Source organism: Sphingosinicella sp. LHD-64 (genome assembly GCF_031157375.1).
Taxonomy (GTDB): Bacteria; Pseudomonadota; Alphaproteobacteria; order Sphingomonadales; family Sphingomonadaceae; genus Allosphingosinicella.
This window is the reverse complement of record NZ_JAVIFV010000005.1, coordinates 90,216-114,768: the sequence shown is the minus strand read 5'-3', so window position 1 is coordinate 114,768 and position 24,553 is coordinate 90,216. Positions and strand designations below refer to the sequence as shown.

General features: G+C 69.3%; 25 protein-coding genes and 1 tRNA gene. 13 read left to right on the top strand and 13 right to left on the bottom strand.

Translation table 11 applies throughout. The features are described 5' to 3' along the window. Nucleotides 1-20 precede the first annotated feature (20 nt). The 5 genes from RCO27_RS18010 to RCO27_RS17990 all read left to right on the top strand — a co-directional run bounded on the left by RCO27_RS18010 (nucleotide 21) and on the right by RCO27_RS17990 (nucleotide 1,715). Nucleotides 21-554 carry a hypothetical protein gene (locus RCO27_RS18010; RefSeq protein ID WP_309004100.1) on the top strand — a complete coding sequence of 178 codons (534 nt, stop codon included), beginning with the start codon at nucleotides 21-23 and terminating at the stop codon, nucleotides 552-554. Between the two features lie 217 nt (nucleotides 555-771). Beyond that, complete coding sequence (locus tag RCO27_RS18005; RefSeq protein WP_309004099.1) at nucleotides 772-960, top strand: hypothetical protein; 189 nt, start codon at nucleotides 772-774, stop codon at nucleotides 958-960. Between the two features lie 3 nt (nucleotides 961-963). Beyond that, nucleotides 964-1,125 (top strand): hypothetical protein, encoded by a 162-nt coding sequence (locus RCO27_RS18000; RefSeq protein WP_309004098.1) that lies wholly within the window; start codon nucleotides 964-966, stop codon nucleotides 1,123-1,125. Between the two features lie 72 nt (nucleotides 1,126-1,197). Continuing rightward, nucleotides 1,198-1,404, top strand: a complete 207-nt coding sequence (locus RCO27_RS17995; RefSeq protein ID WP_309004097.1) for a cold-shock protein — start codon at nucleotides 1,198-1,200, stop codon at nucleotides 1,402-1,404. Between the two features lie 98 nt (nucleotides 1,405-1,502). After that, a complete protein-coding gene (locus tag RCO27_RS17990) occupies nucleotides 1,503-1,715 on the top strand; it encodes a hypothetical protein (RefSeq protein WP_309004096.1) in 213 nt (70 codons plus the stop codon). On the opposite strand, the gene RCO27_RS17985 is transcribed toward RCO27_RS17990, so the two are convergent. Together RCO27_RS17985 and RCO27_RS17980 are read right to left on the bottom strand one after the other, a co-directional pair. Beyond that, nucleotides 1,712-2,344: an NAD(P)H-dependent oxidoreductase gene (locus tag RCO27_RS17985; RefSeq protein WP_309004095.1), complete on the bottom strand. Its 633-nt coding sequence runs from the start codon at nucleotides 2,342-2,344 to the stop codon at nucleotides 1,712-1,714. The genes RCO27_RS17990 and RCO27_RS17985 overlap by 4 nt on opposite strands. Before the next feature lie 137 nt (nucleotides 2,345-2,481). Continuing rightward, nucleotides 2,482-2,859, bottom strand: a complete 378-nt coding sequence (locus RCO27_RS17980; protein ID WP_309004094.1) for a VOC family protein — start codon at nucleotides 2,857-2,859, stop codon at nucleotides 2,482-2,484. A gap of 211 nt (nucleotides 2,860-3,070) precedes the next feature. Between RCO27_RS17980 and RCO27_RS17975 the strand changes: the two genes are divergently transcribed. Together RCO27_RS17975 and RCO27_RS17970 are read left to right on the top strand one after the other, a co-directional pair. Then, nucleotides 3,071-3,463: a hypothetical protein gene (locus RCO27_RS17975; RefSeq protein ID WP_309004093.1), complete on the top strand. Its 393-nt coding sequence runs from the start codon at nucleotides 3,071-3,073 to the stop codon at nucleotides 3,461-3,463. Between the two features lie 94 nt (nucleotides 3,464-3,557). Next, nucleotides 3,558-3,959 (top strand): glycine zipper 2TM domain-containing protein, encoded by a 402-nt coding sequence (locus RCO27_RS17970; RefSeq protein WP_309004092.1) that lies wholly within the window; start codon nucleotides 3,558-3,560, stop codon nucleotides 3,957-3,959. 76 nt (nucleotides 3,960-4,035) lie between these two features. On the opposite strand, the gene RCO27_RS17965 is transcribed toward RCO27_RS17970, so the two are convergent. The 4 genes from RCO27_RS17965 to RCO27_RS17950 form a co-directional block, all read right to left on the bottom strand. Continuing rightward, entirely contained in the window at nucleotides 4,036-4,251 is a 216-nt protein-coding gene (locus tag RCO27_RS17965) for a hypothetical protein (RefSeq protein ID WP_309004091.1), read from the bottom strand. Between the two features lie 137 nt (nucleotides 4,252-4,388). After that, nucleotides 4,389-9,050: an NAD-glutamate dehydrogenase domain-containing protein gene (locus RCO27_RS17960; protein WP_309004090.1), complete on the bottom strand. Its 4,662-nt coding sequence runs from the start codon at nucleotides 9,048-9,050 to the stop codon at nucleotides 4,389-4,391. 86 nt (nucleotides 9,051-9,136) lie between these two features. After that, the gene (locus tag RCO27_RS17955) at nucleotides 9,137-9,511 is read right to left on the bottom strand and encodes a cupredoxin domain-containing protein (RefSeq protein WP_309004089.1); all 375 of its coding nucleotides are present in this window, start codon (nucleotides 9,509-9,511) and stop codon (nucleotides 9,137-9,139) included. Between the two features lie 83 nt (nucleotides 9,512-9,594). Next, nucleotides 9,595-10,875: a hypothetical protein gene (locus RCO27_RS17950; RefSeq protein WP_309004088.1), complete on the bottom strand. Its 1,281-nt coding sequence runs from the start codon at nucleotides 10,873-10,875 to the stop codon at nucleotides 9,595-9,597. Between the two features lie 140 nt (nucleotides 10,876-11,015). Between RCO27_RS17950 and RCO27_RS17945 the strand changes: the two genes are divergently transcribed. The 3 genes from RCO27_RS17945 (at nucleotide 11,016) to RCO27_RS17935 (ending at nucleotide 12,931) form a co-directional block, all read left to right on the top strand. Further along, a tRNA-Thr gene (locus RCO27_RS17945) sits at nucleotides 11,016-11,091 on the top strand. A 258-nt stretch (nucleotides 11,092-11,349) separates the two neighbouring features. Further along, the gene (locus RCO27_RS17940; protein ID WP_309004087.1) at nucleotides 11,350-12,654 is read left to right on the top strand and encodes a cystathionine gamma-synthase family protein; all 1,305 of its coding nucleotides are present in this window, start codon (nucleotides 11,350-11,352) and stop codon (nucleotides 12,652-12,654) included. A 130-nt stretch (nucleotides 12,655-12,784) separates the two neighbouring features. Then, nucleotides 12,785-12,931, top strand: coding sequence for a lmo0937 family membrane protein (locus RCO27_RS17935; protein ID WP_309004086.1), 147 nt, complete (start codon nucleotides 12,785-12,787; stop codon nucleotides 12,929-12,931). A 167-nt stretch (nucleotides 12,932-13,098) separates the two neighbouring features. Here RCO27_RS17935 and RCO27_RS17930 read toward each other — a convergent pair whose 3' ends face one another. Further along, the gene (locus RCO27_RS17930) at nucleotides 13,099-13,356 is read right to left on the bottom strand and encodes a hypothetical protein (protein WP_309004085.1); all 258 of its coding nucleotides are present in this window, start codon (nucleotides 13,354-13,356) and stop codon (nucleotides 13,099-13,101) included. Continuing rightward, the gene (locus RCO27_RS17925) at nucleotides 13,353-13,505 is read right to left on the bottom strand and encodes a hypothetical protein (RefSeq protein ID WP_309004084.1); all 153 of its coding nucleotides are present in this window, start codon (nucleotides 13,503-13,505) and stop codon (nucleotides 13,353-13,355) included. Before RCO27_RS17925 ends, RCO27_RS17930 begins: the two co-directional genes overlap by 4 nt. 202 nt (nucleotides 13,506-13,707) lie before the next feature. On the opposite strand from RCO27_RS17925, the gene RCO27_RS17920 reads away from it, so the two are divergent. Further along, nucleotides 13,708-13,974 (top strand): hypothetical protein, encoded by a 267-nt coding sequence (locus tag RCO27_RS17920; RefSeq protein WP_309004083.1) that lies wholly within the window; start codon nucleotides 13,708-13,710, stop codon nucleotides 13,972-13,974. 137 nt (nucleotides 13,975-14,111) lie between these two features. Here RCO27_RS17920 and RCO27_RS17915 read toward each other — a convergent pair whose 3' ends face one another. The 5 genes from RCO27_RS17915 to manD form a co-directional block, all read right to left on the bottom strand. After that, nucleotides 14,112-15,119, bottom strand: a complete 1,008-nt coding sequence (locus RCO27_RS17915; protein ID WP_309004082.1) for an aldose epimerase family protein — start codon at nucleotides 15,117-15,119, stop codon at nucleotides 14,112-14,114. Further along, on the bottom strand, nucleotides 15,116-16,249 hold the full coding sequence (locus RCO27_RS17910) for an endo-1,4-beta-xylanase (protein WP_309004081.1): 1,134 nt from the start codon (nucleotides 16,247-16,249) through the stop codon (nucleotides 15,116-15,118). Before RCO27_RS17910 ends, RCO27_RS17915 begins: the two co-directional genes overlap by 4 nt. Next, nucleotides 16,246-17,598 carry a mannitol dehydrogenase family protein gene (locus tag RCO27_RS17905; RefSeq protein ID WP_309004080.1) on the bottom strand — a complete coding sequence of 451 codons (1,353 nt, stop codon included), beginning with the start codon at nucleotides 17,596-17,598 and terminating at the stop codon, nucleotides 16,246-16,248. Before RCO27_RS17905 ends, RCO27_RS17910 begins: the two co-directional genes overlap by 4 nt. Nucleotides 17,599-17,700: 102 nt before the next feature. Then, nucleotides 17,701-19,116 carry a glucuronate isomerase gene (gene uxaC / locus RCO27_RS17900; RefSeq protein ID WP_309004079.1) on the bottom strand — a complete coding sequence of 472 codons (1,416 nt, stop codon included), beginning with the start codon at nucleotides 19,114-19,116 and terminating at the stop codon, nucleotides 17,701-17,703. An 8-nt stretch (nucleotides 19,117-19,124) separates the two neighbouring features. Next, nucleotides 19,125-20,336, bottom strand: a complete 1,212-nt coding sequence (gene manD / locus RCO27_RS17895) for a D-mannonate dehydratase ManD (protein WP_309004078.1) — start codon at nucleotides 20,334-20,336, stop codon at nucleotides 19,125-19,127. A 142-nt stretch (nucleotides 20,337-20,478) separates the two neighbouring features. Between manD and RCO27_RS17890 the strand changes: the two genes are divergently transcribed. Beyond that, nucleotides 20,479-22,632, top strand: a complete 2,154-nt coding sequence (locus tag RCO27_RS17890; protein ID WP_309004077.1) for an alpha-glucuronidase family glycosyl hydrolase — start codon at nucleotides 20,479-20,481, stop codon at nucleotides 22,630-22,632. Nucleotides 22,633-22,765: 133 nt separating this feature from the next. After that, a complete protein-coding gene (locus RCO27_RS17885; RefSeq protein ID WP_309004076.1) occupies nucleotides 22,766-24,436 on the top strand; it encodes a glycoside hydrolase family 43 protein in 1,671 nt (556 codons plus the stop codon). Nucleotides 24,437-24,553: the final 117 nt, after the last annotated feature.

Here is a 24,553-nt window from a genome sequence, read left to right as displayed (position 1 = left end):
CTCGCAAAGGGAGGGCCCGTATGCGTATTGCCGCCATGTTTCTCGTCGCCGTGCTGATCCCCGCCGCCTCGGCGCGCACCGAGCGCGCAACCCCCGCCCCGTTCACCGGCAGCTGGCAGAGCTGCGAGGACTATCGGGGGTCGTCGATCTGCGCCTGGACGACGATGGTGCAGAGTGGTGCGCGGGTGTGCGGCATGCAGCAGGATTTCGCGACCAACGCCTGGTACACCCACCGCCTCGTCGGCATCGCCGAGGGCAACCGCGTCCGTTTCGACCGGATCTGCGGCGATCCCGGATCGGAGACCAACACCTGGTGCGCCGGCCAGGTGCCCCCGGGCATCCCGCCCGAGGAGCGGGTGCAGGCCGGCTGGGGCCGCTACGATCTCACCCGCTCTGTCTGCAACGGCCGCCTGTTCACCGCCCGCCCGGGCCAGCCGGCCAGCTGCGCCGGCCTGTCCCGCACCGCGGGCACGCCCCGCGTCCCCGCCAGCCGCCTCCCGCTCAGCGACGACGACCGCGCCTGGCTCACCGCCTGCGCGGCGGGGCGGGAATGACGAGTCGCGCGGCCGCCGCGCCGCAATCCGGGGGAAACCGGCGCCTTTCCGCCGGATTAGGTCATTTCGCCGAAAGCGTGTACACTTGCCCCATCGCCGGCCTCCATTCTTCCGTGAGCCTGCCGGTGACTGAGAGACTTGCGGAGGCCTGCCTCCGCTTCGATCGGCGGTCCCGCCGCTCTTCCGCGCTCCCGCTTGCAACGAAGGAGCGACATCCGTGGACCTCAACCACCTCATCCATCGCGAGGGCGAGGAGCGCGTGCGCGCCGCCCAGGCCAGCAGCGACGAGGCGCGCGCCGCCCATGTCGCGCTCGCCGATCTGTTCCGCGACCGGATCGATTTTCGCCGCCGCACCATGCTCGACGGAGTCGGCCTCGGCTCCGGCCTGCGGCCGCCGGCGCTCTGAGCCATGGAGACCCGATTGCTGATCGCCTGGGCGCTCATCGCGCTGCTGGCCGGCGCCTGCGCGTTCTTCGCCTGGCGCTTCGCGACCCGGCATTCCCGCAAGGCGCACCCCCGCGTGCCGCGGCCGCGGGTGCGGACGATGCGCGAACGCTGGCTGGGGCTGTGAGCCCCGGCCCTTGACCCCATCCCAATGGGGCGCGCCAATTCCGGCCCGCCCGCCCAGAAAGGATAAGTGAAAATGCCCATTGGAAAAGTGAAGTTCTTCAATGCCCAGAAAGGCTACGGCTTCATCGCGCCGGAGGACGGCGGCAGCGACGCCTTCGTCCACATCAGCGCGGTCGAGAAGGCCGGCATGGCGACGCTCAATCAGGACCAGCGCGTGTCCTACGAGCTCCAGCAGGACCAGCGCGGCAAGACCAGCGCGGTCAATCTGCAGAGCGCCTGAGGGGGCGGGCTTCCCTCCCCGGTCAAGGGGAGGACCTTCGGCCCGTCCGGCACATGCCGGGCGGGCTGAGGGAGGCTTGTGAAGGAGACCGACGTCCGATGTCCACCAGTGCCGATTTCTACCGCACCCGCGCCGACGAGGCGCGCGCCGAAGCCGATGCCGCCGGCCTCGCCAATGTCCGCGACCGCTGCCTGCGCGCCGCCGCCGCCTGGGACGTGATGGCCGCCCGCGCCGTCCGCAGCGATCGCCTGCGTGCCGAGGAGGAGAAACGTAAGGCGGCCGCCCAGGCCGCGCTCGTTCCCGTCGACTAGGCCTTCCGGTCCGCCGTCACGCCCGGATAGGGCTGCGCCTTCAGCAGGCCGGCGAGGTGCGCCGCGCTCGCCGCCGCCATCGCCACCGTCCCGGCCACCTTGTCCGGCACCCTGTCCAGCTGCTGGAAGTCGGTCTTGCCCATCGCCTCGCCGACCCAGTAGCAGGCCGGCGAGGGCGGCAGGGTCCAGCCGACGTCGACCAAAGCCTGCCCGAGATGGGCGGTGACGCCGTGCGCCCCATCCTCGTTGCCGACCACCGCGATCAGCGCGACCTTGCCGAAGCTGGGCATCCGCCCTGCGTCGTCGGTCTCGCCGAGGAAGGCGTCCATCCGCTCGCACACCCGCTTCGCCACGCTCGACATCTGGCCCATCCAGATCGGCGTGCCGAAGATCAGGAGGTCGCACGCCAGGATGCGCCGCCGGATTTCGGGCCAGGTGTCGCCGTCGCCCTCGTCGGACGTGACACCCGGCTTCACGTCATGGTCGACGATGCGGATCGTCCCGTCGAACGCCACGCCCCGCTCCCGAAGCGCGTCGGCGATCAGGCCGATCATCCGGTCGGTCGAGCTCGTCTCGCCGCCGCCGGCGCGCTTGAGGCTGCAGTTGAGGGCGATCGCGCGCAAGGTCATGGCCGCCTCCTGACTCCCGGGCCTGACGCTCAAAGTTCCTGTCGGTTCCCCCTCGGGCGGCCGCGGCTCGGCCGAACGCGGAGCCTGCCGCCGGCCCCGAGAGCGGCCGCATCACGGCCTCGGCCCGCCGTATGGCGTCAGAAAACCTGCCCGACGCCGAGCAGATTGCCTTCGCTGTCGCGGAACCAGGCGCCATATTCGCCGACGCCCTTGCTCGGATGCTGGCCGTCGATCGTGGCGAGCGGCGGATCATAGTCTTCGAACGCCACCCCGCGCGCCTTGAGTGCATCGACGGTGGCGCGCAGGTCCGCGACCTCGAAGCTCATCTGCGTGAAGGATCCGCCCGATTGGCCGGTCGACGCGAACAGGGCGAACTCGCATCCGCCCACCATGTAACGCAATCCGCCCGGCCGTTCCTCGGCGGGTTCCAGCCCCAGCTTCTCGGCATACCAGGTCCGCGCCCGGTCCAGATCCTGCGCCGGCAGCCGCGTCGCCACCTTCCTCGCGTTCAGCATCGCCGCCTTCCTTCCTCGTGACCCAGACAACCGCGGACGCTCGGCTTCGCTCCGGATGGGCCTCACGGCCGGCACGATGTTACCCTTCCCGTCCTCGTATCACGAGGAGCCCCCTACCACTGAGCAGCGCACCATGATCTTCGCTTTACAAGCCGTACCCGGCCTGTCCTATTCGCGATCGCGGGCACGACCCGCTCAAGGGGACGATCTCATGCGCCTTATCCTGACCGGCCTCGCCCTCGCGCTCGCCGCCTGCAACAATGCCGGCAGCGCCGCGAACGACAGCAGCGCCGATGCCGGCAACACCGCTCCGGTCAGCGCGACCGACGGCGCGGCGCCCGCCAATCTCTCCGTTCCGCCGACCGGACCGGTGCCGGAAGGCAATGCGGCGGCGCCGGACAATGGCAGCGCCACCGCCGGCGGACAGAGCCGCGCGGCGTTGCTCGCCGACTGCACCAGCGGCGCGCCGGGCAACGTGCCCGAGGGCACGGACGTTGCCGCCCTGTGCGGCTGCGCCGTCGACAAGGTGCTCGCCGGTGCGGGCCAGAACGAGTCGATCCGGCAGTGTGCCGCCGAGCAGAACGTGCGGCTCAACCTCGGCTGACGGACACGGTCGGCCGGGATCGTGTCAGGCACGATGCAACCATTCCGGTGCCGGATCATTACTCCCCCATCACGAACAACAGGGAGGATGACTCATGCGCATCGCGATCATCGCGGCCGCGGGGGCTGCGGCCTTGTCCGCGGGATGCACGACCTCTGGCGACGACGGCGGCTGGCAGGGCTACAGCGCCTATGACTACAATCGCCCCGATCCGCGCTACAACGGCTATTACGCCGACCGCTATTATCGCGATCACCCCAGCTATCGCGAGCGGCGGTTGGCGCGCGGGGACCGGCTCTATCGCGGCCGCGACGGGCGCTATTATTGCCGGCGCAGCGACGGCACGACCGGCCTCATCGTCGGCGGCGTCGCCGGCGGCATCCTCGGCAACATCATCGCCCCCGGCGGGTCGGAGACAATCGGCACGATCATCGGCGCCGCTGCCGGCGCGGCGATCGGCCGCGAGGTCGAGCGCGGCGAGGTGCGCTGCCGGTAGGGCCCTTTCGCGCCATCTGAAAAGGGCCGCCCGGACCACCCGGACGGCCCTTCCTCCTCGCACGGAAGCTTGCCGGTCAGCGCTGCTGCTCGCCCGCGCCGCCCTGATTCATCTGGCCGCCGCGCTGCTCCTGATCGTCCCGGTCTGCCTGACCGCCCTGCTGGCGGTCGCGATCGCCACCCTGCTGCTGTTGCTGCCGGTCCTGATTCTGGCCCTGGCCGCCCTGCTGGCGATCACGGTCCTGCCCGCCTTGCTGTTGCTGTTGGCGGTCGTTCCGGTTTTCGTTGTTCATGGGTCATCCTCTCCTCGGGCGTGCCCGATCGGGCACGCCCGCACGAACGCGCGCCCGCTTGGCGAGGTTCCACACAAGCCACTGTAATTCCGGTTGATTTAGATCAACCGGATGAGCGCTGCCGTCCTTGCGTCGGCCTAGCGCGCGAGCAGCACCCGCGCCTGGGTCGCGATCTGGGCGAGCATCGGGGCCGTGGTGATCGAGGCGGTGCGGGCGCGCTCGACCATGCGGCGGAACTGGTCGATGCGGGCGCCCTGATCGGCCACCCACTTCGCCACCACCGCGCCCGGGTCGTCGGCCTTGCGCCGCTCGAGGAAGTCGAGCCGCAATTGCTCGAAATCGCGGGCGAGGCCGGCGGTGAGCAGGCGTTCCCACTGGTCGCGCGCCTGGAACTGCGTGGCCGCGGCCTGCGCCCAGTCGAGGCCCAGCGCCTCGCCGAGCTGCGAATATGCGTGGGTCAGCGCGATCTCGTCGCTGCCGAGCTTGCGGCCGAGCACGGCAAGGCCGACCGCGCCGTTCATCTCGAACAGACGGACGATCCGGTCGGCGAGGCCGCGTGGCGCGCCCATCGAATCGAGCTGGTCGCGCAGGCCCTGCGCCTCCGCCCGCGGTTGCGGTCGCAGCAGATCGTCGAGGTTCGTCCGAAGCTTGGTGAGCCCGGGCTTGAGCTCCGCGACGATCTCGCCCGGCGTGCGATCGGGCGAGGTCGCGCGCAGGAGGTCGGCGACGTGGAGCTGGAGGCCGTCGGCCACCTGGTCGAACAAAGCGAGGCGCACCTGCTCGGGAATGTCGGCCTTCTCGATGTCCGCCCAGAGCGGCGCCATGTCGAACAGCCGCTCGGCGGCGATGAAGGCCGCCGCGGTCTGGCCGAAGGACGCGCCCTCCTCCTCGGTCAGCGCGAAGGGCGCGATGATGCCGAGCCGGTTGACGAAACGGTTGGCGACCTTGGTCGCGATGATTTCCTTCCTCAGGCGATGCTGGAGGATGGCGTCGCGATGGCGCTCCTGCATTGGCCTGGGGAAGGCGGCGAGCAGCTCCGGCTCCAGTGTCGGATCGCTCGGGAACTCCGCGGCCTCGATCGCGGCCTGCAGCCGCATCTTGGTGGTCGAGAGCAGCACCGCCAGCTCGGGCCGGGTGAGGCCCCGGTTCTGCTGGGCGCGGCGGAGTAGCTCCTCGTTCGAGTCCAGCCCCTCGACGGCGCGGTTGAGCCGGCCGCTTTCCTCGAGGATCTCGATCGCGCGGATGAGCTGCGGCATCGCATTGGCGCCGCCGCGCTCGGCGATCGACAGCGCCAGCGTCTGCAGGCGGTTGTCCTCGAGGACGAGATCGGAGACCTCGTCGGTCATCTCGGCGAGGAGGGCGTTGCGGGTCTCGAATTCGAGCCGCCCCTCGAGCATCTCGCGATTGAGCGGGATCTTGATGTTGACCTCGTTGTCCGAGCAGTCGACGCCGGCCGAATTGTCGATGAAGTCGGTGTTGATCCGCCCGCCGACGTCCGAGAATTCGATGCGGCCGGCCTGCGTCACGCCGAGATTGGCGCCCTCGCCGACCGCCTTGGCGCGGACCTCGGTCGCGCTCACCCGGATCGCGTCATTGCCGGGATCGCCGACATCGACGTTACTTTCGTGGGTCGCCTTGATGTAGGTGCCGATCCCGCCGAACCAGATGAGGTCGACCTGGGCACGCAGGATCGTGTTGATCAGCGCCGCCGGCTCCATCTCCTCGGCCTCGACGCCGAGCAGCGCGCGGACCGGCTTGGAGAGCGGGATCGACTTCTGACTGCGCGGGAACACGCCGCCGCCCTTCGAGATCAGCTCCTTGTCGTAGTCCGCCCAGCTGGAGCGCGGCAGATTGAACATCCGCTTGCGCTCCTTCCAGCTCTTGGCCGGATCGGGATCGGGATCGAGGAAGATGTGGCGGTGGTCGAAGGCGGCGACCAGCCTGATCGCCTTGGAAAGCAGCATGCCGTTGCCGAACACGTCGCCCGACATGTCGCCGCAGCCGGCGACGGCGATCGGATCCTTCTGGACGTCGACGCCCATCTCGCGGAAGTGGCGCTGGACCGAGACCCAGGCACCCTTGGCGGTGATGCCCATCGCCTTGTGATCGTAGCCCTGGCTGCCGCCCGAGGCGAAGGCGTCGCCGAGCCAGAACTTGCGCTCGATCGCGATCGCATTGGCGACGTCGGAGAAGGTCGCGGTGCCCTTGTCGGCGGCGACGACGAAATAGGGGTCCTCGCCGTCGCGGATCGTCACGCTCTCGGGATGGACGACCTTGCCGTCGACGATGTTGTCGGTGACCGAGAGCAGCGAGCGGATGAAGCTGCGGTAGCTTTCCGTCCCCTCCGCCAGCCAGGCGTCGCGATCCGAGGCCGGCGGGAGCTGCTTGGGATAGAAGCCGCCCTTGGCGCCGGTCGGCACGATCACCGCATTCTTGACGAGCTGGGCCTTCATCAGGCCGAGGATCTCGGTGCGGAAATCGTCGCGCCGGTCGGACCAGCGGAGGCCACCGCGGGCGATCGGGCCGCCGCGCAGGTGGATGCCCTCGATGCGCGGCGAATAGACCCAGATCTCGCGCCAGGGCCGCGGCGCCGGCAGGCCCGGCACGGCGGCGGAGTCGAGCTTGAAGGCGAGCGCCTCCCCGGCGGCCGGCGCGAAGGCATTGGTCCGCAGGATGGCGACGATGACGCCGCGGATCAGGCGCAGGATGCGGTCCTCGTCGATCGCCGCGACGGCGGCGAGGCCCTTGGCGATCCGTGCCTCGGCCGCGTTCACGACCTCGACGCGGTCGCCGGTCAGCGCGGGATCGTGGCCGGCCTCGAACAGGGCGATGAGCCCCCGGGCGACATCGGGCGCCTTGCGCAGCGCCTCGACCACGGTGGCGAGGCCGTAGGAGAGGCCGGTCTGGCGAAGGTAACGGAACCAGGCGCGGAGCAGCACGACGCCCTTGGGATCGAGCCCGACCGAGACGAGCAGTTGGTTGAAGGCGTCGTTCTCGGCACGCCCCTCGAGCACTTGGGCGATCGTCGCCTCGATCATGTCGGTGCGCGCCATCAGCGACTCCGCGGCCGCGGCACCGGCGGTCTCGACCGTGAACTCGTGGATATGGCCGGTGACGCCGCCTTCGAGGCGGGTCGGCGCTTCCTTCAGCACGCGGAAGCCGAAATTCTCCAGCACCGGCACCACGTCGGACAGCGGCACCAGCCCGCCGCGCCGGTAGATCTTGAGGCGCAGATGCTCCTCCGGATCGATCGGCAGGCGATAGAAGCGGACCGATCGGGCGCGCTCGTCGCCAAGCGAATCGAGGCGCAGGATGTCCTCGGCCGCGTCCTCGATCGGATAGCGACCGCGATAGGCGAGCGGGAAGGCGCCGGCGAAACCGAGGGCGAGGCGGGTGGCACGGGCGGCGCCGACCAGCTCGGTCAGGCGCCCCTCCACCGCCGGGCCCCAGCCGCGCACCATATCGTCGAGCTGGCGGTCGAGCTCGGCGGAATCGGGCGTGGGCGTCCGGGTGCTGATCGAGAGCGTGTAGCGGACGAGGGCGAGGTCACCGTCGCCGAGATCGACCGACCAGCTGCCGATCGTGCCCTTGGCGGCGCGCTCGATCATCTCGCCGATCTCGACGCGGCGGCGCGTCGTCAGCTCGTCGCGCGGCAGCCAGACGAACGCGAAGAGGTGGCCCTTCAGAATCGAACGCACCAGCGTCAGGGTGGGCCGGGGCCGGTCCGCCAGCGACATGGCGGTGACGACCAGCGTCTTCACCGACTCCTTGTCGAGGTTGATCAGCAGGTCATGCGGCAACGAGGTCATCGCGTGCCGGAGCCCTTTTCCGCTATGACCCCTGGGATCGAAGCCGAATTCGGTCTCCAGTTCGGCGAGGCGGCGGCGCAGCACCGGCACCTCTTCGACCGGGGCGGAGAGCGCCTGGCTGGTCCACAGGCCCGCATGGACGCCGATGCCGGCAACCTTCTTGCCGTCGCGGACCGGCACCACGATCAGATCGAGCGGAACGCGACGGTGCACCGTCGACTTGCGCTCGGCCTTGGCGGCGAGCAGCGCCTCGCCGCTCTTCTCGAAGAAGCGCACCGCGCTTTCCGAGCCGCCTTCCTCGTCGGGCGGGTTCGGCTTGCGATAGAGACCGAGGCCCTCGGAGGAGAATTTGCCCGGCCGCTCGACCTCGAAGCCGAGCAAGGTCATCGCCCCGTCCGCGAACCATTCGAGCAGCGCACGGACTTCCGGATCGTCGACCTCGACCGCATCGGCGCGCATCCGCGCCTGCATCTGCGGCCAATCCGCGACCGCGGCGCGGACGTCGGCGAGCGCCTGGTGCAGCTCGGCGGTGAGCTCGGAACGGATGCGGGCGTCGGCGCGGTCGATCTCGAGATACATGATCGACTCGCGCGCCTTGGTGCCGTCGCCCTTGGCGTCGAGCCCGACCAGCGCGCCGTCCGCGTCGCGCGCGATGCAGATCACCGGGTGGAGCAGGCGGTGGATGATCAGCCCGCGGGCCGAGATGGCGGCGGCAACGGAGTCGACCAGGAACGGCATGTCGTCATTGGCGATGACAAGCCGCATGCGTCGCTGGCCGAGCTGCGTCCCGGTCGATTCCAGGCGGACCAGTGCCATGCCGGGCGGGCGCAGATAGGCGGCGTCGGCGATGAATTCGGCCGCCGCCTGGCGGTCGTCGGCGGTAAAGCCTTCCAGCTCCCCCGGCAGCGCGCCGTCGCACAACGCATGGACGAGACTGTCCAGCAGACGCCGACGGGCGGCGTCCTCCGCAACCTTACTCTTGGATGCCATATTCCATCCGCTCCCGGGACCGGCGCGACGCGCCTCATGGCGGGCCTATAGACCTGCCGTCCGCAGACGAGCAAGGCTTGCGGAGTTTACCGGACGACGATCTCGCCGCGCATGCCGAACGCGGTTTGGAGCGTGTGGGTGCAGCGCAGGCTGTATTGGCCGCGCGCCGGGGTCAGCCGGACCTCGATCGTCTGACGTGAAGGGACCTCGACCGTGCCTTCGGCAATTGCCGCCTGCCCGGGCGCGAGCCGGGCCGCGGCGAAGAATTCCGGTGCCGAGAAATTGTGCCCGCCGCGCCCGGTGTTGACGAGCTTCAGCACGATCGGCGCGCCGGCACGAAGCTCGATCGTGCTCGGGGTGAACGAGAAGCTCGCAAGATCGACCTCGACGGTGCGCACCGCGTCCTGGGCGAATGCCGGTGCGGCGAGGGCAACGAGGACGAGGGACGGAAGGATGCGCATGGTCCGACTCCGACGAACCCCCTTGCGCGGCGGCTTATAGCATTCGGAAGCGGGCCTCGGATACTCCCGTGGCCGTTCCGGCTTCAGGCGGCGGTCTTGCGGAGGGCCTGGTCGACGAGGCGCGGGTCGGCGATCGGGGCGACGATGGCGAGCCCCTCGCCCTCGCGGCGGGCGACGAGCAGGACGAATTCCTCGGTGCCGTCGACGGCGATGTCCACCCTCGCAAGCGGCGGACGGGCCTGCAGTTCGGCGCGGATCTCCGTCCAGCGGTCGGGCTTCGGCGCGGGGCGGCGGAAGGCGCGCTCCTCGGCGACGATCGCCTTGAGGCCCCCGTCATGGCGCTCGATCAGCTCGGCGAACGCGCCGGCGGGCACGCAGCTGCGCTCCGCCCAGGCGAGGGCGGCGGCAAATTCGGTGAGGCGGGTCTTGTCGTAGCCGACGCCGAAGACGAGCTTCACGATCGGCGTCATCGGCGCGCGCGCCTGGACCTTGAGGCCGGCATCCTCGAGCAGCTCGGCATAGCCTTCGGGATCGTCCTGCGTCGCCAGCGCGAAATCATGAGCAAGCCCGATCGCCCGGTAGAGGGCGCTGCGGCTGCGCTGCGCGTCGCCGCGCGCGGCTTCGGCCGACTCGCGCGCCGCGACCAGCCTGTCGGCGAGGCCGTCGGCCTCCGGCCACAGGCTCAGCGTCGCATCGTCCAACGGCTCGGGCGCAGCCTCGATCGCGTGCGCATCGAAATCGGCATGGGGACCGTCGGCCCACACCGGATTCTCCGACGGCGCCGGCGCCGCGGCGATGGCGCGGCCGACCTCGCCATGAATGCCGTTCAGCATCTCGCCGTCGGCCACTTCCTTCCAGTTGATCACGCCGTAGATGAAGTCGATCGCCTCGCCGTTCGACGAGAACGGCATCAGGATGCCGCGATAGAGAGTGTTGTGGCCGCGATGGCTGACGAACTCGGCCTCGAATCCGATCGGCGCGCTATTGGCGATGATCTGGAGATAATGGTCGGTGAGCCGGGACAGGAGCGAGCGGCTCGGCACCTGGCCGATGCTGTCCAGATCCTGATCGAGCCCGCATTCGTCGCGCAGCGCCGCCCCGAGAAAGGCGATCGCCGGATCATGCTCGTTCTTCGAGAAATCGACCAGCACGCTGTGCGGACCGAAATCGGCCAGGCTGTGCGGATCGATGTCCTCGATCGAGGGATAGGCACGCCCGTCGAGCAGCGAGACCCAGTAATTGTAGGCGCGCACATGCATGCGCCGCTCGTCGACGCCGATCTCGGGCGGCGCCTCCATCGCCGGCTCCTCCTCCGGCACGCCGGTCAGCGCCGTCTCGTCCTCGAATCCCCGAAAGCTGTCCATCTGGCGCTGAGGCCCCCGCCGTTCTTGCTCGGAGCGAAAGGTGCACGCGCGTGGTTGAGATATGGTTAAGCCTAATCGCCGGGGCGGCCGCTTGTCTTTGGGCGAACGCGCTGATAAGGGGCGCGCTCTTTTCCGGGCATGCCGCTTTAGCTCAGCTGGTAGAGCACATCATTCGTAATGATGGGGTCGTGGGTTCGAGTCCCCCAAGCGGCACCAGCCTTTTCCCGGACCTTCCAATTCTCCGACCTCCCGCCATTTCCGGCGCTGGTGCTCGACAGCCGCACATCAGGATCATGCTGAGGTCCCTAGCCGGAGCGGTCGGGGCTAGCGGCAACACCGCGACCTGGGCTAGGAAGCGCGCGGGCAACGGACCTCACCCCCTGGGCCGCTCGTCGCGGCCGGTGGGCCTGTCTCATCCCGGCAGGCCCGGTCTTCCAGGCGGCAGCTTCGGCTGGCCGAACAAAGGGATGCACAATGACCGACGAAAACGACCTGACCGGCGCGACTCCCCGTCGTCGCCCCAAGCCCGACGTGCTGGAAATCGGCGGGCGCAAGCTCAAGCCCTCGACCCTGATGATGGGCCACGGCTTCGACCCGGCCCTGTCGGAAGGCTCGCTCAAACCCCCGATCTTCCTCACCTCGACCTTCGTCTTCGAGAATGCGGCCGCCGGCAAGCGCCACTTCGAGGGCGTGACCGGAAAGCGGCCGGGCGGCGCCGAGGGCCTCGTCTATTCGCGCTTCAACGGGCCGAACCAGGAGATCCTCGAGGACCGGCTGGGCCTCTGGGAAGACGCCGAGGACGCGCTGACCTTTTCCAGCGGCATGTCGGCGATCGCGACTTTGCTGCTCGCCTTCGTCCAGCCGGGCGATGTCGTCGTCCATTCCGGGCCGCTCTACGCGGCGACCGAGACGCTGATCGGCCGCATCCTCGGCCGGTTCGGCATCACCTGGCTCGATTTCCCGGCCGGCGCGACCGAGGACGAGATCGCCGATGTGGTCGGCAAGGCCAAGGCGCAGGGCCGCGTCCCGCTCATCTATCTCGAAAGCCCGGCCAACCCGACCAACGCGCTGGTCGACGTGCAGGCGGTGCGCAAGGTCCGCGACAGCCTGTTCGCCGAGGGCGAGCGCCCGCCGATAGCGATCGACAACACCTTCCTCGGGCCGCTCTGGCAGCAGCCGCTGCGACACGGCGCCGACCTCTCGGTCTATAGCCTCACCAAATATGCCGGCGGCCATAGCGATCTGGTCGCGGGCGGGATCACCGGCTCGAAGGAGCTGATCAACACGATCCGCATGCTCCGCAACACGATCGGCACGATCACCGATCCCAACACGGCATGGATGCTGCTGCGGAGCCTCGAGACGCTGGAGCTGCGCATGAGCCGCGCCGGCGAGAATGCCGCGAAGGTCTGCGCCTTCCTCAAGGACCATGCGAAGGTGGAGAGCGTCGGCTATCTCGGCTTCCTGACCGAGGGGCGGCAGGCGGACATCTACCGGCGCCATTGCACCGGCGCGGGATCGACCTTCTCGCTCTACCTCAAGGGCGGGGAGCGCGAGAGCTTCGCCTTTCTGGACGCGCTCAAGATCGCCCATCTCGCGGTCAGCCTCGGCGGCACCGAGACGCTGGCGAGCTGCCCGGCCGCGATGACCCATTTGTCGGTCCCGCCGGAGCGCAAGGCGGCGCTCGGCATCACCGACAATCTGGTGCGCATCTCGATCGGCGTCGAGGATCCGGACGATCTCATCGCCGATTTCGATCAGGCGCTGGGGACGGTTTAGGGGCGATCGACCGTCCCTCGGCCGGCGCGAGAGACCCACGCTTCACGAACGCGGAGCCGGAACAGAGCCCGCCAGGCAACGTTCCGGCTTCATAAGGCCGGTCGAACCGGCGTTCGATAGGAGCTTGGATATGCTTTGGACCCTTATCGGCATTCTTCTGCTGCTGTGGCTGCTGGGTTTCTCGTTCAGCGTCGGCGGCAGCCTCATTCATGCCCTTCTGGTGATCGCGGTCGTCGTCCTCATCTTCCAGCTGATCTCCGGTCGGCGGGTCGTCTAGACGGACGACGAGAAAAAAGGGCCCGCCGCGACCGGAGCGCGGCGGGCCTCTCGCAATGGCACGCCCGGGGGGGTAGGGGTCCTGGGGGCGTGCGTCAGGGCGGAAGTTGACAGATAAAGGTTAACGACGCGGTAACCATTGCCCTCGTGAAAACCCGGTGCCCGAACCTAGGGAAGGTCGACGGATGCCATGTCGGTATCGGCGCGCGCATCGGCCGCGGCGGCGGCCCGCGCCGAATCCTCTCGCATCCGCGAGGCCGCGCGGCTGGCGGCGTCGTCATTCTGCGCGGCGATGCGGGCCAGTGCGGCGGCATTGGCGGGCGCCTCGCTGCCGGCGTCCCCGCCCGAGGTCAGGACCAGCGCGACGGCGAGGACGAGCGCGAACGCCATCACGCCGGCCGCGAGCGGCCGATAGCGGCGTCTCACTGGAAGGCTCCGCCGCGAAAATCGGGCAGGCGGCGCGTGCGCGCCACACGCCAGCTGCGTTCGGCCTGCTGACGGGCCGCCTCGGCCTCGGTCAGGATCAGGGCCTGAAACGCCGCGCTGTCCGGCCGATCGTGAAGGAGGAATGTCATGGTCGACAAAGCGCGCGAGACACGCCTCGGGTTCCGCATGGCGCGGGAATTCCACGGCTCGGCGCTCCCCGTCGTCTTTTCAGCTACTCGGGCGCCATCGAGCCGAAGGTAACGGCGCCGAACCGTTCATCCGGCGTCCATGCAACCTTGTGCCCGGCAGGTCCGTTGGAGCGCACAGGCGTGAGTTTGAAGGAGCCGAAGTATGGCGACGAACGTTCTCGAGGACCGCGGCGGCAGCCTTGTCCCCCCCGCCGCGCAGCGCGGCTATCACATCGTCTATCGCGACCAGGAGACCAATCACTGCCCGGGTTGCGGGCGGGCGCACTGGTATATCGGCCGGATCATGGCCGAATGCGCGTTCTGCGGCACCGCGCTGCCGCTGGAGAATGCGGCGCTGGTCGCGGGCGGCCAGATCATCCGCACCGTACGGCGCCACCCCTTCGGAGAGACATCGGCGCTCGTCCACTAGTCCCTCCCCTGCCGCCCGCTGGGAGGGCGGCGGGAAACCGCCCGCCTGCCTGAAGTGCTCGGACAGGGAGCGGCTGGCGTCCGTCGAAGGTGCGAGGCTTCGGCGGGCGCCTTTTTGCGCCTGGCGATCAGCCGATCCTAATCCCCGGTCCCGAACCGGAAGATCGTCGTCGAGCGGAACCTCTCGCCAGGACGCAGCAGCGTCGTGGGGAAGCCGGGGAGGTTTGGGCTATTCGGCAGATGCTGCGTTTCCAGGGCGACGCCGCGATGCGGCCCGAGCGGAACGCCGGCGGCGTCATGGGCGGCGCCCGGGAAATGGTTGGCCGTGTAGACGTGGAGAGTGGGCTCGGTCGTCCAGACCTCCAGCGTGCGGCCGGAGAGCGGATCGGCCATCCGTGCGGCGAAGCGGGGGTCTGCCCGCGGCAAGTCCGCCAGCACCCAGCTGTGGTCGTAGCCGGGAAGGCCGCCGAGCCAGGGCCCTTCGTCGAAGCGCGCGCCGATCGCCCGGGGCGAGCGGAAATCGAACGCCGTCTCGGCAACCGGCAGCAGCGCGCCCGTCGGCAATGCCGACGCATCGACCTCCGCGACCCGGTCGCCGGCGATTTCGAGCCGATGCTCGCGGATATCGCGCGCGCCGGCGCCGAGGTTGAAATAGCCGTGATGGGTGAGATTGAGCATGGTCGGCGCGTCCGTCACCGCCCGATAGTCGATGCGGAGCGCGTTGTCCGCAAGCAGCCGGTAGGTCACGGCCACGTCCAGCCGGCCGGGGAATCCGCCCGCGCCGTCGGGACTTGCCAGGTGGAGGGTGGCGCAGTCAGGACCGATCGGCTCCACCGCCCAGGTTGCGATGTCGAAGCCCGCACGGCCGCCGTGAAGCGTGTTCGCCCCGTCATTCGCGTCAAGGCGGAATTCGTGCCCGTCGATCGCGAAACGCGCGCCGGCGATCCGTCCCGCATAGCGGCCGATCAGGCTGCCCAGATAGTAATGTCGCGCCAGGCTTTCATAGTCGGACGGGGAGGCCAGGCCGAGCACGACATTGGCCCGGCGGTCCTCCCGGTCCGGGGCTTCGATCGCCGTGATGATGCCGCCGCGGTCGAGGAACCGGAGGGTCAGGCCGTTGCCGTTGTCGAGCCGATAGTCCGTCATGCGCGCCGGTGCACGGTGCCCGCGTCGCGCAGTGCATCGGCAATCGCCTGCCGCAGCGGCTTCGGCCGGAACGCCTCGTCGTAGGGGCAGGGCCGTTTGGGCAGGCCGTCGGGCCGGGCCGGCCGCTCCTGCAGCCAGGAATAGCGGTCGCTCATTCCCCAGACGAGGATCTCGCCGAGCGCGGGATAGGAGAGCATCAGATCGAGATAGGCGCGGGCATAGTCGGCCACCGCCCGGTCGCGCGCCGGTATGTCTCCGGCAAGGCCGCGGTCGTGCACGTCGAACTCGGTGATCGCGAGGCCGTAGCCCATGCCGACCACCTCGTCGAGGAAGCGGCGCCAGGCGGCCTCGTCATGGCGGCCGAAGGTCGGCTGGTCGCCGGGATTGTTGCCGCTGCCGATATGGCCCTGGATGCCGAGCGCATCGACCGGCGTGCCGCGCCGCCGGAACCCTTCGAGCAGACGCAGCACGCCGGCGCGATGCGCTTCGTTGCCCGGCTCCCACGACATATAGTCGTTGTAGACGAGCTGGGCGCCGGGCGCCGCCTCGCGCGCGGTGTGGAAGGCGAGATCGACCACCGCCTCGGCGCTGCCGACGGCGCGCGAGAAGGCGGTCTCGCGCATCGCGCCGGTCTCGGCGTCGACCGCCTCGTTGACCACGTCGTAGCTGTGGATGCGCGGGCCGTAGCGGCGGCAGACGGTGGCGACATGATCGCGGATCACCGCCTCCGCCCGCGTGCGGGGATTCGCGCCGAAGTCATGGGTTTCGACCCAAGCGGGGAACCATTGCGGGTGATGCCAGAGCAGCGTGTGGCCGCGCATCCCGAGGCCGTTCTGGCCGGCAAAGGCCATGAGCCGGTCGAACGGCGCGAAATCGAAACTGTCGGGCCGGCGGCGGATCGCGCCCCATTTGAGCTCGTTCTCGGGCACCAGCACGCCGCACTCCCCGGTGAGCAGCGCGCGATAGCGCGGGTCGTCGAACGCGCCGTTGCCGATGCCGACGGTGGAGCCGAAGCGGCGGCCCGAGCGCTGCGCCAGCGCATCGAGCGAGTCGTGCCGCCCGGCAGCGGGCGCGGGCGCTGCCATCAGGCCGAAGGCGAGCAGGAAGCTTTCCCGGCGATTGAGCTTCATGGTCGGAACTCCTCGATCGTCCGGCGCGCGCCAAGCGTTGCAAGTCGCGCAAGCTGGCGCGCCACTGCCTCCGCGAAACGCGGATCGGCGGCGAGGCGCGGCGGGAAGATCGCGTCGATCCCGATCAAGGCCTTGGCCTGTTCGGCAGGGTTGGAGAGTCCGGCGATCCGCCGCGCCATCTCGGCGGCGAGGGGATCGTCGACGATGAAGGCCTCGCCCGCATCGGTGCGCCCGCTCTGCCAGCGCATCCAGCCGGCGACCGCGAGCGCGAGCGCCGCGATCGGCTGATCCCGCTCGAGCCGGGCCGCGATCGGCGCGAGCAGGCGCTGGGGCAGCTTCTGCGAGCCGTCCATCGCGATCTGGCGGGTGCGATGCTGCAGGCCCGGATTGGCGAAGCGCGCCATCAGCGCCCGGCGATAGGCGGCGATGTCGAGCCCGGGCGGCGGCGAAAGGGTCGCATCCACCTCGTCCCACAAGGCCGCGACGAAGCGGGCATAGGCCGGAACGGCGATGACCTCGTGGACGAAATCGAGCCCGGCCAGCGCGCCGAGATAGGCGATGGCGCTGTGCGCGCCGTTGAGCAGGCGCAGCTTCGCATCCTCCCACGGCGCGATCTCGGCCGTGAGCTGCACGCCAGCCGCGGCGAAGTCCGGGCGCGGCCCGGCGAACCTGTCCTCGATCACCCATTGCAGGAAGGGCTCGGCCTTCACCATCGCGCGGTCGACGAGGCCAGTGCGCGCGGCCAGAGCGTCGATGTCCGCTTCCTCGGTCGCCGGCACGATCCGGTCGACCATCGTCTGCGGAAACGCGCCTTCGCGCGCGATCCAGTCGGCCGTGTCGGGATCGCTGGCGGCCAGAACGGCCTCGCGCAGCCGCCGGCCGTTCTCGGGGAGATTGTCGCAGGAGATGGCGGTGAAGGGCGCGATGCCCCGGGCATGGCGCAGCTTCAGCGCGGCGGCGAGAAAATCGGCGGCGCCCTTCCCGGACGGATCGGGGAGGTAGCCCTTCTCGGTCACGGTCAGCGTGACGATGTCCGTCTCCGGCGCGGCCAGCGCCTCGGTCAGCGCGTCGGAGGCAAGCAGCACGTCGCGCACCGCGCCGATCACCCGCACCTCCTCGCCGACGACGAGGCTGTAGAGACAGTCCTGCGGCACCATCGCCTTGCGCACCGCCGGCGAACGCAGCGACGCGCCGGTCACGCCCCAGCCGAGATCGTCGAAGACCACGGCCTGATGCGCGCGGTGGAAGGCGCCGATGCCGAGATGGACGACACGCGGCGCGGGGCGCGGGGCTGGTCTGCGCACGAAGGAAGGCAGCCGGTCGAGCGTGGCTTCAGAGAGCCGGTTCATGTCACGTCATCCCGGCGAAGGCCGGGATCCCAGGGAGACCTGCCGGGATCTTCCGGCCTGAGACCCCGGCCTTCGCCGGAGTGACGGAAGGGCGAACAGCCCTCACAATTTGTAGGCCGCCTTGACGAGATCGTAGGCGAGCGCGCGGGCGACCTCGTGGGCCTCGTCCTCGGGCAGCCGGTGCTCGGCGACCAGCCGGGCGAGGAAGGCGCAGTCCATCCGCCGCGCGACGTCGTGCCGCGCCGGGATCGAGAGAAAGGCGCGGGTGTCGTCGTTGAAGCCGACCGTGTTGTAGAAGCCCGCCGTCTCGGTCGCCGCCTCGCGGAAACGACGCATCCCTTCCGGACTGTCGTGGAACCACCAGGGCGGGCCGAGCCGCACCGCCGGATAGTGGCCGGCGAGCGGTGCCAGCTCGCGCGAATAGACATCCTCGTCGATGGTGAAGAGGATCAGGGTGAAACCGGGATGACTGCCGAAGCGGTCGAGCAGCGGCTTCAGCGCGCGGACGAACTCCGTCTGGCCGGGAATGTCGGCGCCCTTGTCACGGCCGAAACGGGCGAGGACGGCGGCGTTGTGGTTGCGCAGGACGCCGGGATGGATCTGCATCACCATCCCGTCGTCGATCGACATGCGCGCCATCTCGGTCAGCATCTGGCCGCGGAACAGCTCGGCCTCGGCCGGCGTGAAGTCGCCCGAGAGGACTTTCGCGTAGAGCGCCTCCGCGTCCGCCCGTGGGAGATCGGCGGTGAGGGCGCTGGGATGGCCGTGATCGGTCGAGGTCGCACCCGCCTCGCGGAAGAAGGCGCGGCGGTTCTCATGCGCGCGCAGATAGCCGGCATAGGTGCCGATATCCTCGCCGGCGAGCTCGCCGAAGCGCTGCAGATTCCCGGCGAAGCCGCCATGCTCGGGGTCCATCACCGGATCGGGCCGGTAGGCGGTGACGACGCGTCCGCCCCAGCCGCTCTCCCGGATCGCGCGATGATGGTCCAGCGGATCGAGCGGGCTTTCGGTGGTGGCGATGAGTTCGATGCCGAAGCGGTCGAACAGGGCGCGCGGCCGGAATTCGGTTCGCTTCAGCGCCGCCTCGATCGTATCGTAGTAGAGATCGGCGGTATCCGCCTCGAGCAGCACGTCGAGCCCGAACACCTCGGCGAACACCCAGTCGAGCCACATCCGCGAGGGCGTGCCGCGGAACAGGTGATAGCGTTCGGCGAAGAGCCGCCAGATCCTGCGCGGATCGCCTTCGGTCGGGCTGCCGTCCTCGGTCGGTATGCCCAGAGCCTCCAGCGACACCCCCTGGCTGTAGAGCATCCGGAACACATAATGGTCGGGCACGATCAGCAGCCGGGCCGGATCGGCAAAGGGCGCGTCATCGGCGAACCAGGCCGGATCGGTATGGCCGTGCGGGCTGACGATCGGCAGGTCCTTGACCGGCGCATAGAGCGCGCGGGCGATGGCGCGGGTCGCCGGGTCGGCCGGGAAGAGGCGGTCGGGATGGAGGGCGAGCGGACGGGTCATGAGCGGGCCTACCAGTTGTAGAGCGTGCCGTCCTCCAGCCGGTTCACCGGCAGATAGGCGCGCTTGTAGGGATGTTCGGCCGCGAGCGCCTCATCGAGCTCGACGCCGAGGCCGGGCGCCTCGCCCGGATGCATCAGTCCGTCGGCGAAGCTGTAGGCGTGCGGGAAGACCGCGTCGGTCTTCCCGGTGTGGCGCATATATTCCTGGATGCCGAAATTCGGGATCGACAGGCCGAAATGGAGCGCGGCGGCCATCGAGACCGGCGACAGGTCGGTCGCGCCGTGGCAGCCGGTGCGGACATTGTGCAGGTCGGCGAAGCTGGCGATGCGCCTGAGGTGGGTGATGCCGCCAGCATGGACGACGGTCGCGCGGATATAGTCGATCAGCTGCTCCTCGATGAGCTGCTTGCAGTCCCAGACCGAATTGAAAACCTCGCCGACCGCGAGCGGCGTCGTCGTGTGCTGGCGGATCAGGCGGAAATTGGCTTGGTTCTCGGCCGGCGTCGCATCCTCCATCCAGAACGGGCGATACGGCTCCAGGTCCCTGCCCAGCCGCCCGGCCTCGATCGGGGTCAGCCGGTGATGGACGTCGTGGAGCAGGTGGACGTCCCAGCCCAGCGCCGCGCGCGCCGCCTCGAACAGGGGCGGGACGGAGCGCAGATATTTCTCGGTCGACCAGAGAGTCTCGGTCGGCAGGTCGGCGTCGGCCGGCTCGTAGAAATAGCGGTCCCTGGAGACGCCGTAGGTCGAAGCCAGGCCCGGCACGCCCGATTGCAGGCGGATCGCCCTGTAGCCCTGCTCCTTGTAGTGGAGGGCGTTGTCGATCGTCTCCTCGATCGTCGTGCCGTTGGCATGGCCGTAGACCATGCAGCCCTCGCGGCTCGCGCCGCCGAGCAGCTGGTAGAGCGGCAGGCCGGCCGCCTTGCCCTTGATGTCCCACAGCGCCATGTCGACCGCGGCGATCGCGCTCATCGTCACCGGCCCGCGCCGCCAATAGGCGCCGCGGTAGAGATATTGCCAGATGTCCTCGATCCGGTGCGCGTCGCGGCCGATCAGGCAGGGAATGACATGGTCGGTGAGGTAGGAGGCGACGGCGAGCTCGCGGCCGTTCAGCGTCGCATCGCCGAGGCCGGTGAGGCCGTCCTTCGTCTCGATCTTCAGCGTGACGAAGTTGCGCCCCGGCGAGGTGACGATGACGCGGGCGCCGGTGATCTCGAGCATGGCCTCTCCCTAGCCCCGTCCGCGACGAAAATGCAGCGCGCATTTTCCTGTTGCCGCGCGCGGACGACGATTTATGTTAGCGCTCACATGAAAGAGCGCAGGCCGCCTTGTCAATGGCGCGCGCCGGATGGAGAGGATGAGGATGCGCTTTTTCGCCGCCCTGCGCCTGCTGCTGATCGCGCTGGCCGCGCTCGCTTCGATGCCCGCCTTGGCAGAGGACGGCTACGACCTGTGGCTGCGCTATGCGCCGGTCGAAGCGCCCTGGGCGGCGCGCTATCGCAGCGCCGCGACGGGGATTGTCCAGGAGGGCGACTCGCCGACGCTCGGCGCTGCCCGCGCCGAGCTCGTCCGCGGCCTGGGCGGCTTGACCGGTCGCGCGGTGGAGCGCGTCGATCGGGTACGAAACGGCGCGATCGTGATCGGCACGCCGGCATCTTCGCCCCTGATCGCCGGTCTTAACCTGCCGCTGACGGACCTCGGCAACGAGGGTTTCCTGATCCGCGCGGTCCGCATCGGCGGCCGACGCGCCACGGTGATCGCAGCGAACAGCGACGTCGGCGTGCTCTACGGCGCCTTCCGGCTGCTGCGGCTGATCCAGACCCGCCAGCCGATCGCCGAGATCGACCTCGCGGACCGCCCCAAAGCTGAATTCCGCATGCTCAACCATTGGGACAATCTCGATCGCAGCATCGAGCGCGGCTATGCCGGCCTCTCGCTGTGGGACTGGCAGACGCTGCCGCGCTTCCGCGACCCACGCTACACCGATTACGCCCGCGCCAACGCGTCGCTCGGGATCAACGGCACCGTCCTCAACAACGTCAATTCGAACGCCGACATCCTGACCCCACCCTATCTGGAAAAGGTGAGGGCGCTCGCCGACGTCTTCCGGCCCTATGGCATCCGCGTCTATCTTTCGGCCCGCTTCTCGGCGCCGATGGAGATCGGCGGCCTGCCGACCGCCGACCCCCTCGACCCCAGGGTGCGCGCCTGGTGGCGGGCCAAGGCGGACGAAATCTACCGCTACGTTCCCGATTTCGGCGGCTTCCTGGTCAAGGCCAATTCGGAAGGCCAGCCGGGGCCGCAGGACTATCGCCGCACCCATGCCGACGGCGCCAACATGCTCGCGGAGGCGGTGGCGCCGCATGGCGGCATCGTGGTGTGGCGGGCCTTCGTCTATTCGAACGAGAATCCCGAGGACCGCGCCCGTCAGGCCTATAGCGAGTTCGTGCCGCTGGACGGCCGGTTCCGCGACAATGTGATCGTACAGGTCAAGAACGGCCCGATCGACTTCCAGCCGCGCGAGCCGTTCAGCCCGCTGTTCGGCGCGATGCCGGGAACACCGCTCGGCATGGAGTTCCAGATCACCAAGGAATATCTCGGCTTCAACACCCATCTCGCCTATCTGGGCACGATGTGGGAGGAGGTGCTGGACGCCGACACCCATGTCCGCGGGCCGGGCTCGACCGTGGCCCGGGTGATCGACGGCCAGCTCCATAATTATCGGCACACGCTGGTCGCCGGCGTCGCCAATATCGGCAACAGCCGCAGCTGGTCCGGCTCCCAGTTCGACCAGGCCAATTGGTACGCCTTCGGCCGCTTCGCCTGGGATCCGGAGGCTTCCGCCCGCGACATTGCCGAGGAGTGGACGCGGATGACCTGGGGCAACGATCCCGCCCTCGTCCAGCCGATCGTCGAAATGATGATGGGCTCGCGCGAGGCGGTGGTCGACTATATGAACCCGCTCGGCCTCAACCACCTCTTCGCCACCGGTCACCATTACGGTCCGGGACCCTGGGTCGACGATCTGCTGCGGGCCGACTGGAACCCAGTCTATTTCCACCGCGCCGACGCCGTCGGCATCGGCTTCGACCGCACCCGCACCGGCAGCAACGCGGTCGCGCAATATGCGCCCGCGGTCGCCGCCGTGTTCGGCGATCGCCAGCGGGTGCCGGAGCGCTTCCTGCTCTGGTTCCACCATGTCGGCTGGGACGAGCGTGTGGGTTCGGGCCGGACATTGTGGGACGAGCTGGTCGTCCGCTACACCCAGGGCGTCGAGACGGTGCGCGGCATGGCCCGGACCTGGGACAGGCTTGCGCCAGGGATCGATCCACAGCGCCATGCCGAGGTGCGCGATTTCCTCGCCATCCAGACCGACGAGGCGACATGGTGGCGCGACGCCAGCATCGCCTATTTCCAGTCGATCGCCCGCCGCCCGCTCCCCGCCGGCTATGCCGCGCCGGCGCACAGCCTGGACTATTACCGCGCCATCCGGACCCCCTATGCGCCGGGCCATTAAGTCGCCACTCCGCCCATCTCCCTCTCCCCGGCGGGGAGAGGGTTGGGGTGAGGGGGCTCTGATTCGGCAGGCACCCCTGAACGCCGCATCCCCTCACCCTACCCTCTCCCCGCTGGGGAGAGGGTTTATTGCCGTGCTGGCCCTGGCCCTCGCCGCACCAGCCGCCGCGCAGGAGGCGCGGTTCGACTGGTTCGACTATCAGGGTTCGGATCCGGTCGATGTCACGCTGAATGCGGGGCCCGACGACTATCGCAACCCGATCCTGCAAGGCTTCTACCCGGACCCCAGCATCACCCGCGCCGGCGACGATTATTATCTCGTCACCTCGACCTTTGCTTATTTCCCCGGCATCCCGGTCTTCCACAGCCGCGACCTCGTCAGCTGGACGCAGATCGGCAATGCGATCGACCGGCCGGACCAGCTCGATTTCGGCCGGCTCGGCCTGTCGCGCGGCGTGTTCGCGCCCACCATCGAGCACAAGAACGGCACCTTCTACATCCTCAACACCTGCGTCGATTGCGGCGGCAATTTCGTCATCACTGCGCGCGATCCGGCCGGGCCGTGGTCCGATCCGGTCTGGCTGCCCGATCTGGAGGGCGGGATCGATCCCGGCCTGTTCTTCGACGAAGACGGCCGGACCTGGATCGTCAACAACGGACCACCGGAAGGCCCGCCCCGCTATTCCGGCCACCGGGCGATCTGGATCCAGGAGTTCGACGCGGCCAACCTGCGCACGATCGGGCCGCGCCGGGTGCTGGTGGACGGCGGAGTCGATCCGGCGACCAACCCGATCTGGATCGAAGGGCCGCACATCCTGAAGCGCGACGGCTGGTACTATCTCATCTGCGCCGAGGGCGGCACCGCCGAGGGGCACAGCCAGGTCGTGCTGCGCAGCCGCAGCGTCGCCGGCCCTTACCAGCCCTATCCCGGCAACCCGATCCTGACCCAGCGCGGCCTGCCCGTCGACCGCCCCTTTCCGATCACTTCGGCCGGCCATGCCGATTTCGTCGAAACCCCGAACGGCGAGTGGTGGGCAACCTTCCTCGCGGTGCGCCCCTATCGCGGCGACTATTACAATACCGGCCGCGAGACCTTCCTGCTGCCGGTCCGCTGGGAGGACGGCTGGCCGCGCATGACCGATCCGGGCGACCTCATTCCCTATGCCCATGTCCGTCCCGATCTGCCGCGCCAGGCAGCGCCCGCGATCCCGACGACGGGTCCTTTCGCGCTGCGCGAAGAGTTCGACGGGCCGAGGCTCCCGCCCTATTGGATGATGGTCCGCAATCCGCGCGAGCCCTGGTACAGCCTGCGCGGCGGCCAATTAGCCCTGCGCGCGCGGCCGGTGCCGCTCGGCGGCATGGCCAATCCCTCCTTCCTCGCCCGCCGGCAGCAGCATATGCATGCGAGCGCTTCCACGGTCGTGCGCTTCACACCGGCGCGCGACGGCGACGAGGCCGGCATCGCCGCCTTCCAGAGCGACGACTATTGGTATGCGCTGAGCGTCGGCCGCGAGGGTGGCCGGCCGGTCGTCAAGCTGGAGCGGCGCACCGGCCCGTCCGATCCGGCGGGCGGCGTGACCGTCGCCGCTGTGCCGCTTGCCGGGGAAGCCGGCATGCCGGTGCGTCTGCGCATCGAGAGCGACAGCCTGACCTATCGCTTCTCCTATGCGGCCGAGACCGGGAAATGGCAGCGGCTGGGCGAGCCGCAGGACGGCACGATCCTCAGCACGCGCACGGCCGGCGGATTCGTCGGCGCGGTATTCGGACTCCATGCCTATTCCGCCGGGACACCGGCCGCCGACTGAGGGCATTTCCGGCTCCGCACCGGCTTGAGCGTCGGGTGAGGTCACTGCTTCCCAAGAATACGGCGATGCGTCGATTTTCGATTCTCCAGCTGACGGGATGGACACGGACGATGCGCT

Excerpts from the sequence above, each read along its gene's own strand:
- RCO27_RS18010 (WP_309004100.1), top strand. The coding sequence starts at position 21 with ATGCGTATTGCCGCCATGTTTCTCGTCGCCGTGCTGATCCCCGCCGCC.
- RCO27_RS18000 (WP_309004098.1), top strand. The coding sequence starts at position 964 with ATGGAGACCCGATTGCTGATCGCCTGGGCGCTCATCGCGCTGCTGGCC.
- RCO27_RS17995 (WP_309004097.1), top strand. The coding sequence starts at position 1,198 with ATGCCCATTGGAAAAGTGAAGTTCTTCAATGCCCAGAAAGGCTACGGC.
- RCO27_RS17990 (WP_309004096.1), top strand. The coding sequence starts at position 1,503 with ATGTCCACCAGTGCCGATTTCTACCGCACCCGCGCCGACGAGGCGCGC.
- RCO27_RS17985 (WP_309004095.1), bottom strand. The coding sequence starts at position 2,344 with ATGACCTTGCGCGCGATCGCCCTCAACTGCAGCCTCAAGCGCGCCGGC.
- RCO27_RS17980 (WP_309004094.1), bottom strand. The coding sequence starts at position 2,859 with ATGCTGAACGCGAGGAAGGTGGCGACGCGGCTGCCGGCGCAGGATCTG.
- RCO27_RS17975 (WP_309004093.1), top strand. The coding sequence starts at position 3,071 with ATGCGCCTTATCCTGACCGGCCTCGCCCTCGCGCTCGCCGCCTGCAAC.
- RCO27_RS17970 (WP_309004092.1), top strand. The coding sequence starts at position 3,558 with ATGCGCATCGCGATCATCGCGGCCGCGGGGGCTGCGGCCTTGTCCGCG.
- RCO27_RS17965 (WP_309004091.1), bottom strand. The coding sequence starts at position 4,251 with ATGAACAACGAAAACCGGAACGACCGCCAACAGCAACAGCAAGGCGGG.
- RCO27_RS17960 (WP_309004090.1), bottom strand. The coding sequence starts at position 9,050 with ATGGCATCCAAGAGTAAGGTTGCGGAGGACGCCGCCCGTCGGCGTCTG.
- RCO27_RS17955 (WP_309004089.1), bottom strand. The coding sequence starts at position 9,511 with ATGCGCATCCTTCCGTCCCTCGTCCTCGTTGCCCTCGCCGCACCGGCA.
- RCO27_RS17950 (WP_309004088.1), bottom strand. The coding sequence starts at position 10,875 with ATGGACAGCTTTCGGGGATTCGAGGACGAGACGGCGCTGACCGGCGTG.
- RCO27_RS17940 (WP_309004087.1), top strand. The coding sequence starts at position 11,350 with ATGACCGACGAAAACGACCTGACCGGCGCGACTCCCCGTCGTCGCCCC.
- RCO27_RS17935 (WP_309004086.1), top strand. The coding sequence starts at position 12,785 with ATGCTTTGGACCCTTATCGGCATTCTTCTGCTGCTGTGGCTGCTGGGT.
- RCO27_RS17925 (WP_309004084.1), bottom strand. The coding sequence starts at position 13,505 with ATGACATTCCTCCTTCACGATCGGCCGGACAGCGCGGCGTTTCAGGCC.
- RCO27_RS17920 (WP_309004083.1), top strand. The coding sequence starts at position 13,708 with ATGGCGACGAACGTTCTCGAGGACCGCGGCGGCAGCCTTGTCCCCCCC.
- RCO27_RS17915 (WP_309004082.1), bottom strand. The coding sequence starts at position 15,119 with ATGACGGACTATCGGCTCGACAACGGCAACGGCCTGACCCTCCGGTTC.
- RCO27_RS17910 (WP_309004081.1), bottom strand. The coding sequence starts at position 16,249 with ATGAAGCTCAATCGCCGGGAAAGCTTCCTGCTCGCCTTCGGCCTGATG.
- RCO27_RS17905 (WP_309004080.1), bottom strand. The coding sequence starts at position 17,598 with ATGAACCGGCTCTCTGAAGCCACGCTCGACCGGCTGCCTTCCTTCGTG.
- uxaC (WP_309004079.1), bottom strand. The coding sequence starts at position 19,116 with ATGACCCGTCCGCTCGCCCTCCATCCCGACCGCCTCTTCCCGGCCGAC.
- manD (WP_309004078.1), bottom strand. The coding sequence starts at position 20,336 with ATGCTCGAGATCACCGGCGCCCGCGTCATCGTCACCTCGCCGGGGCGC.
- RCO27_RS17890 (WP_309004077.1), top strand. The coding sequence starts at position 20,479 with ATGCGCTTTTTCGCCGCCCTGCGCCTGCTGCTGATCGCGCTGGCCGCG.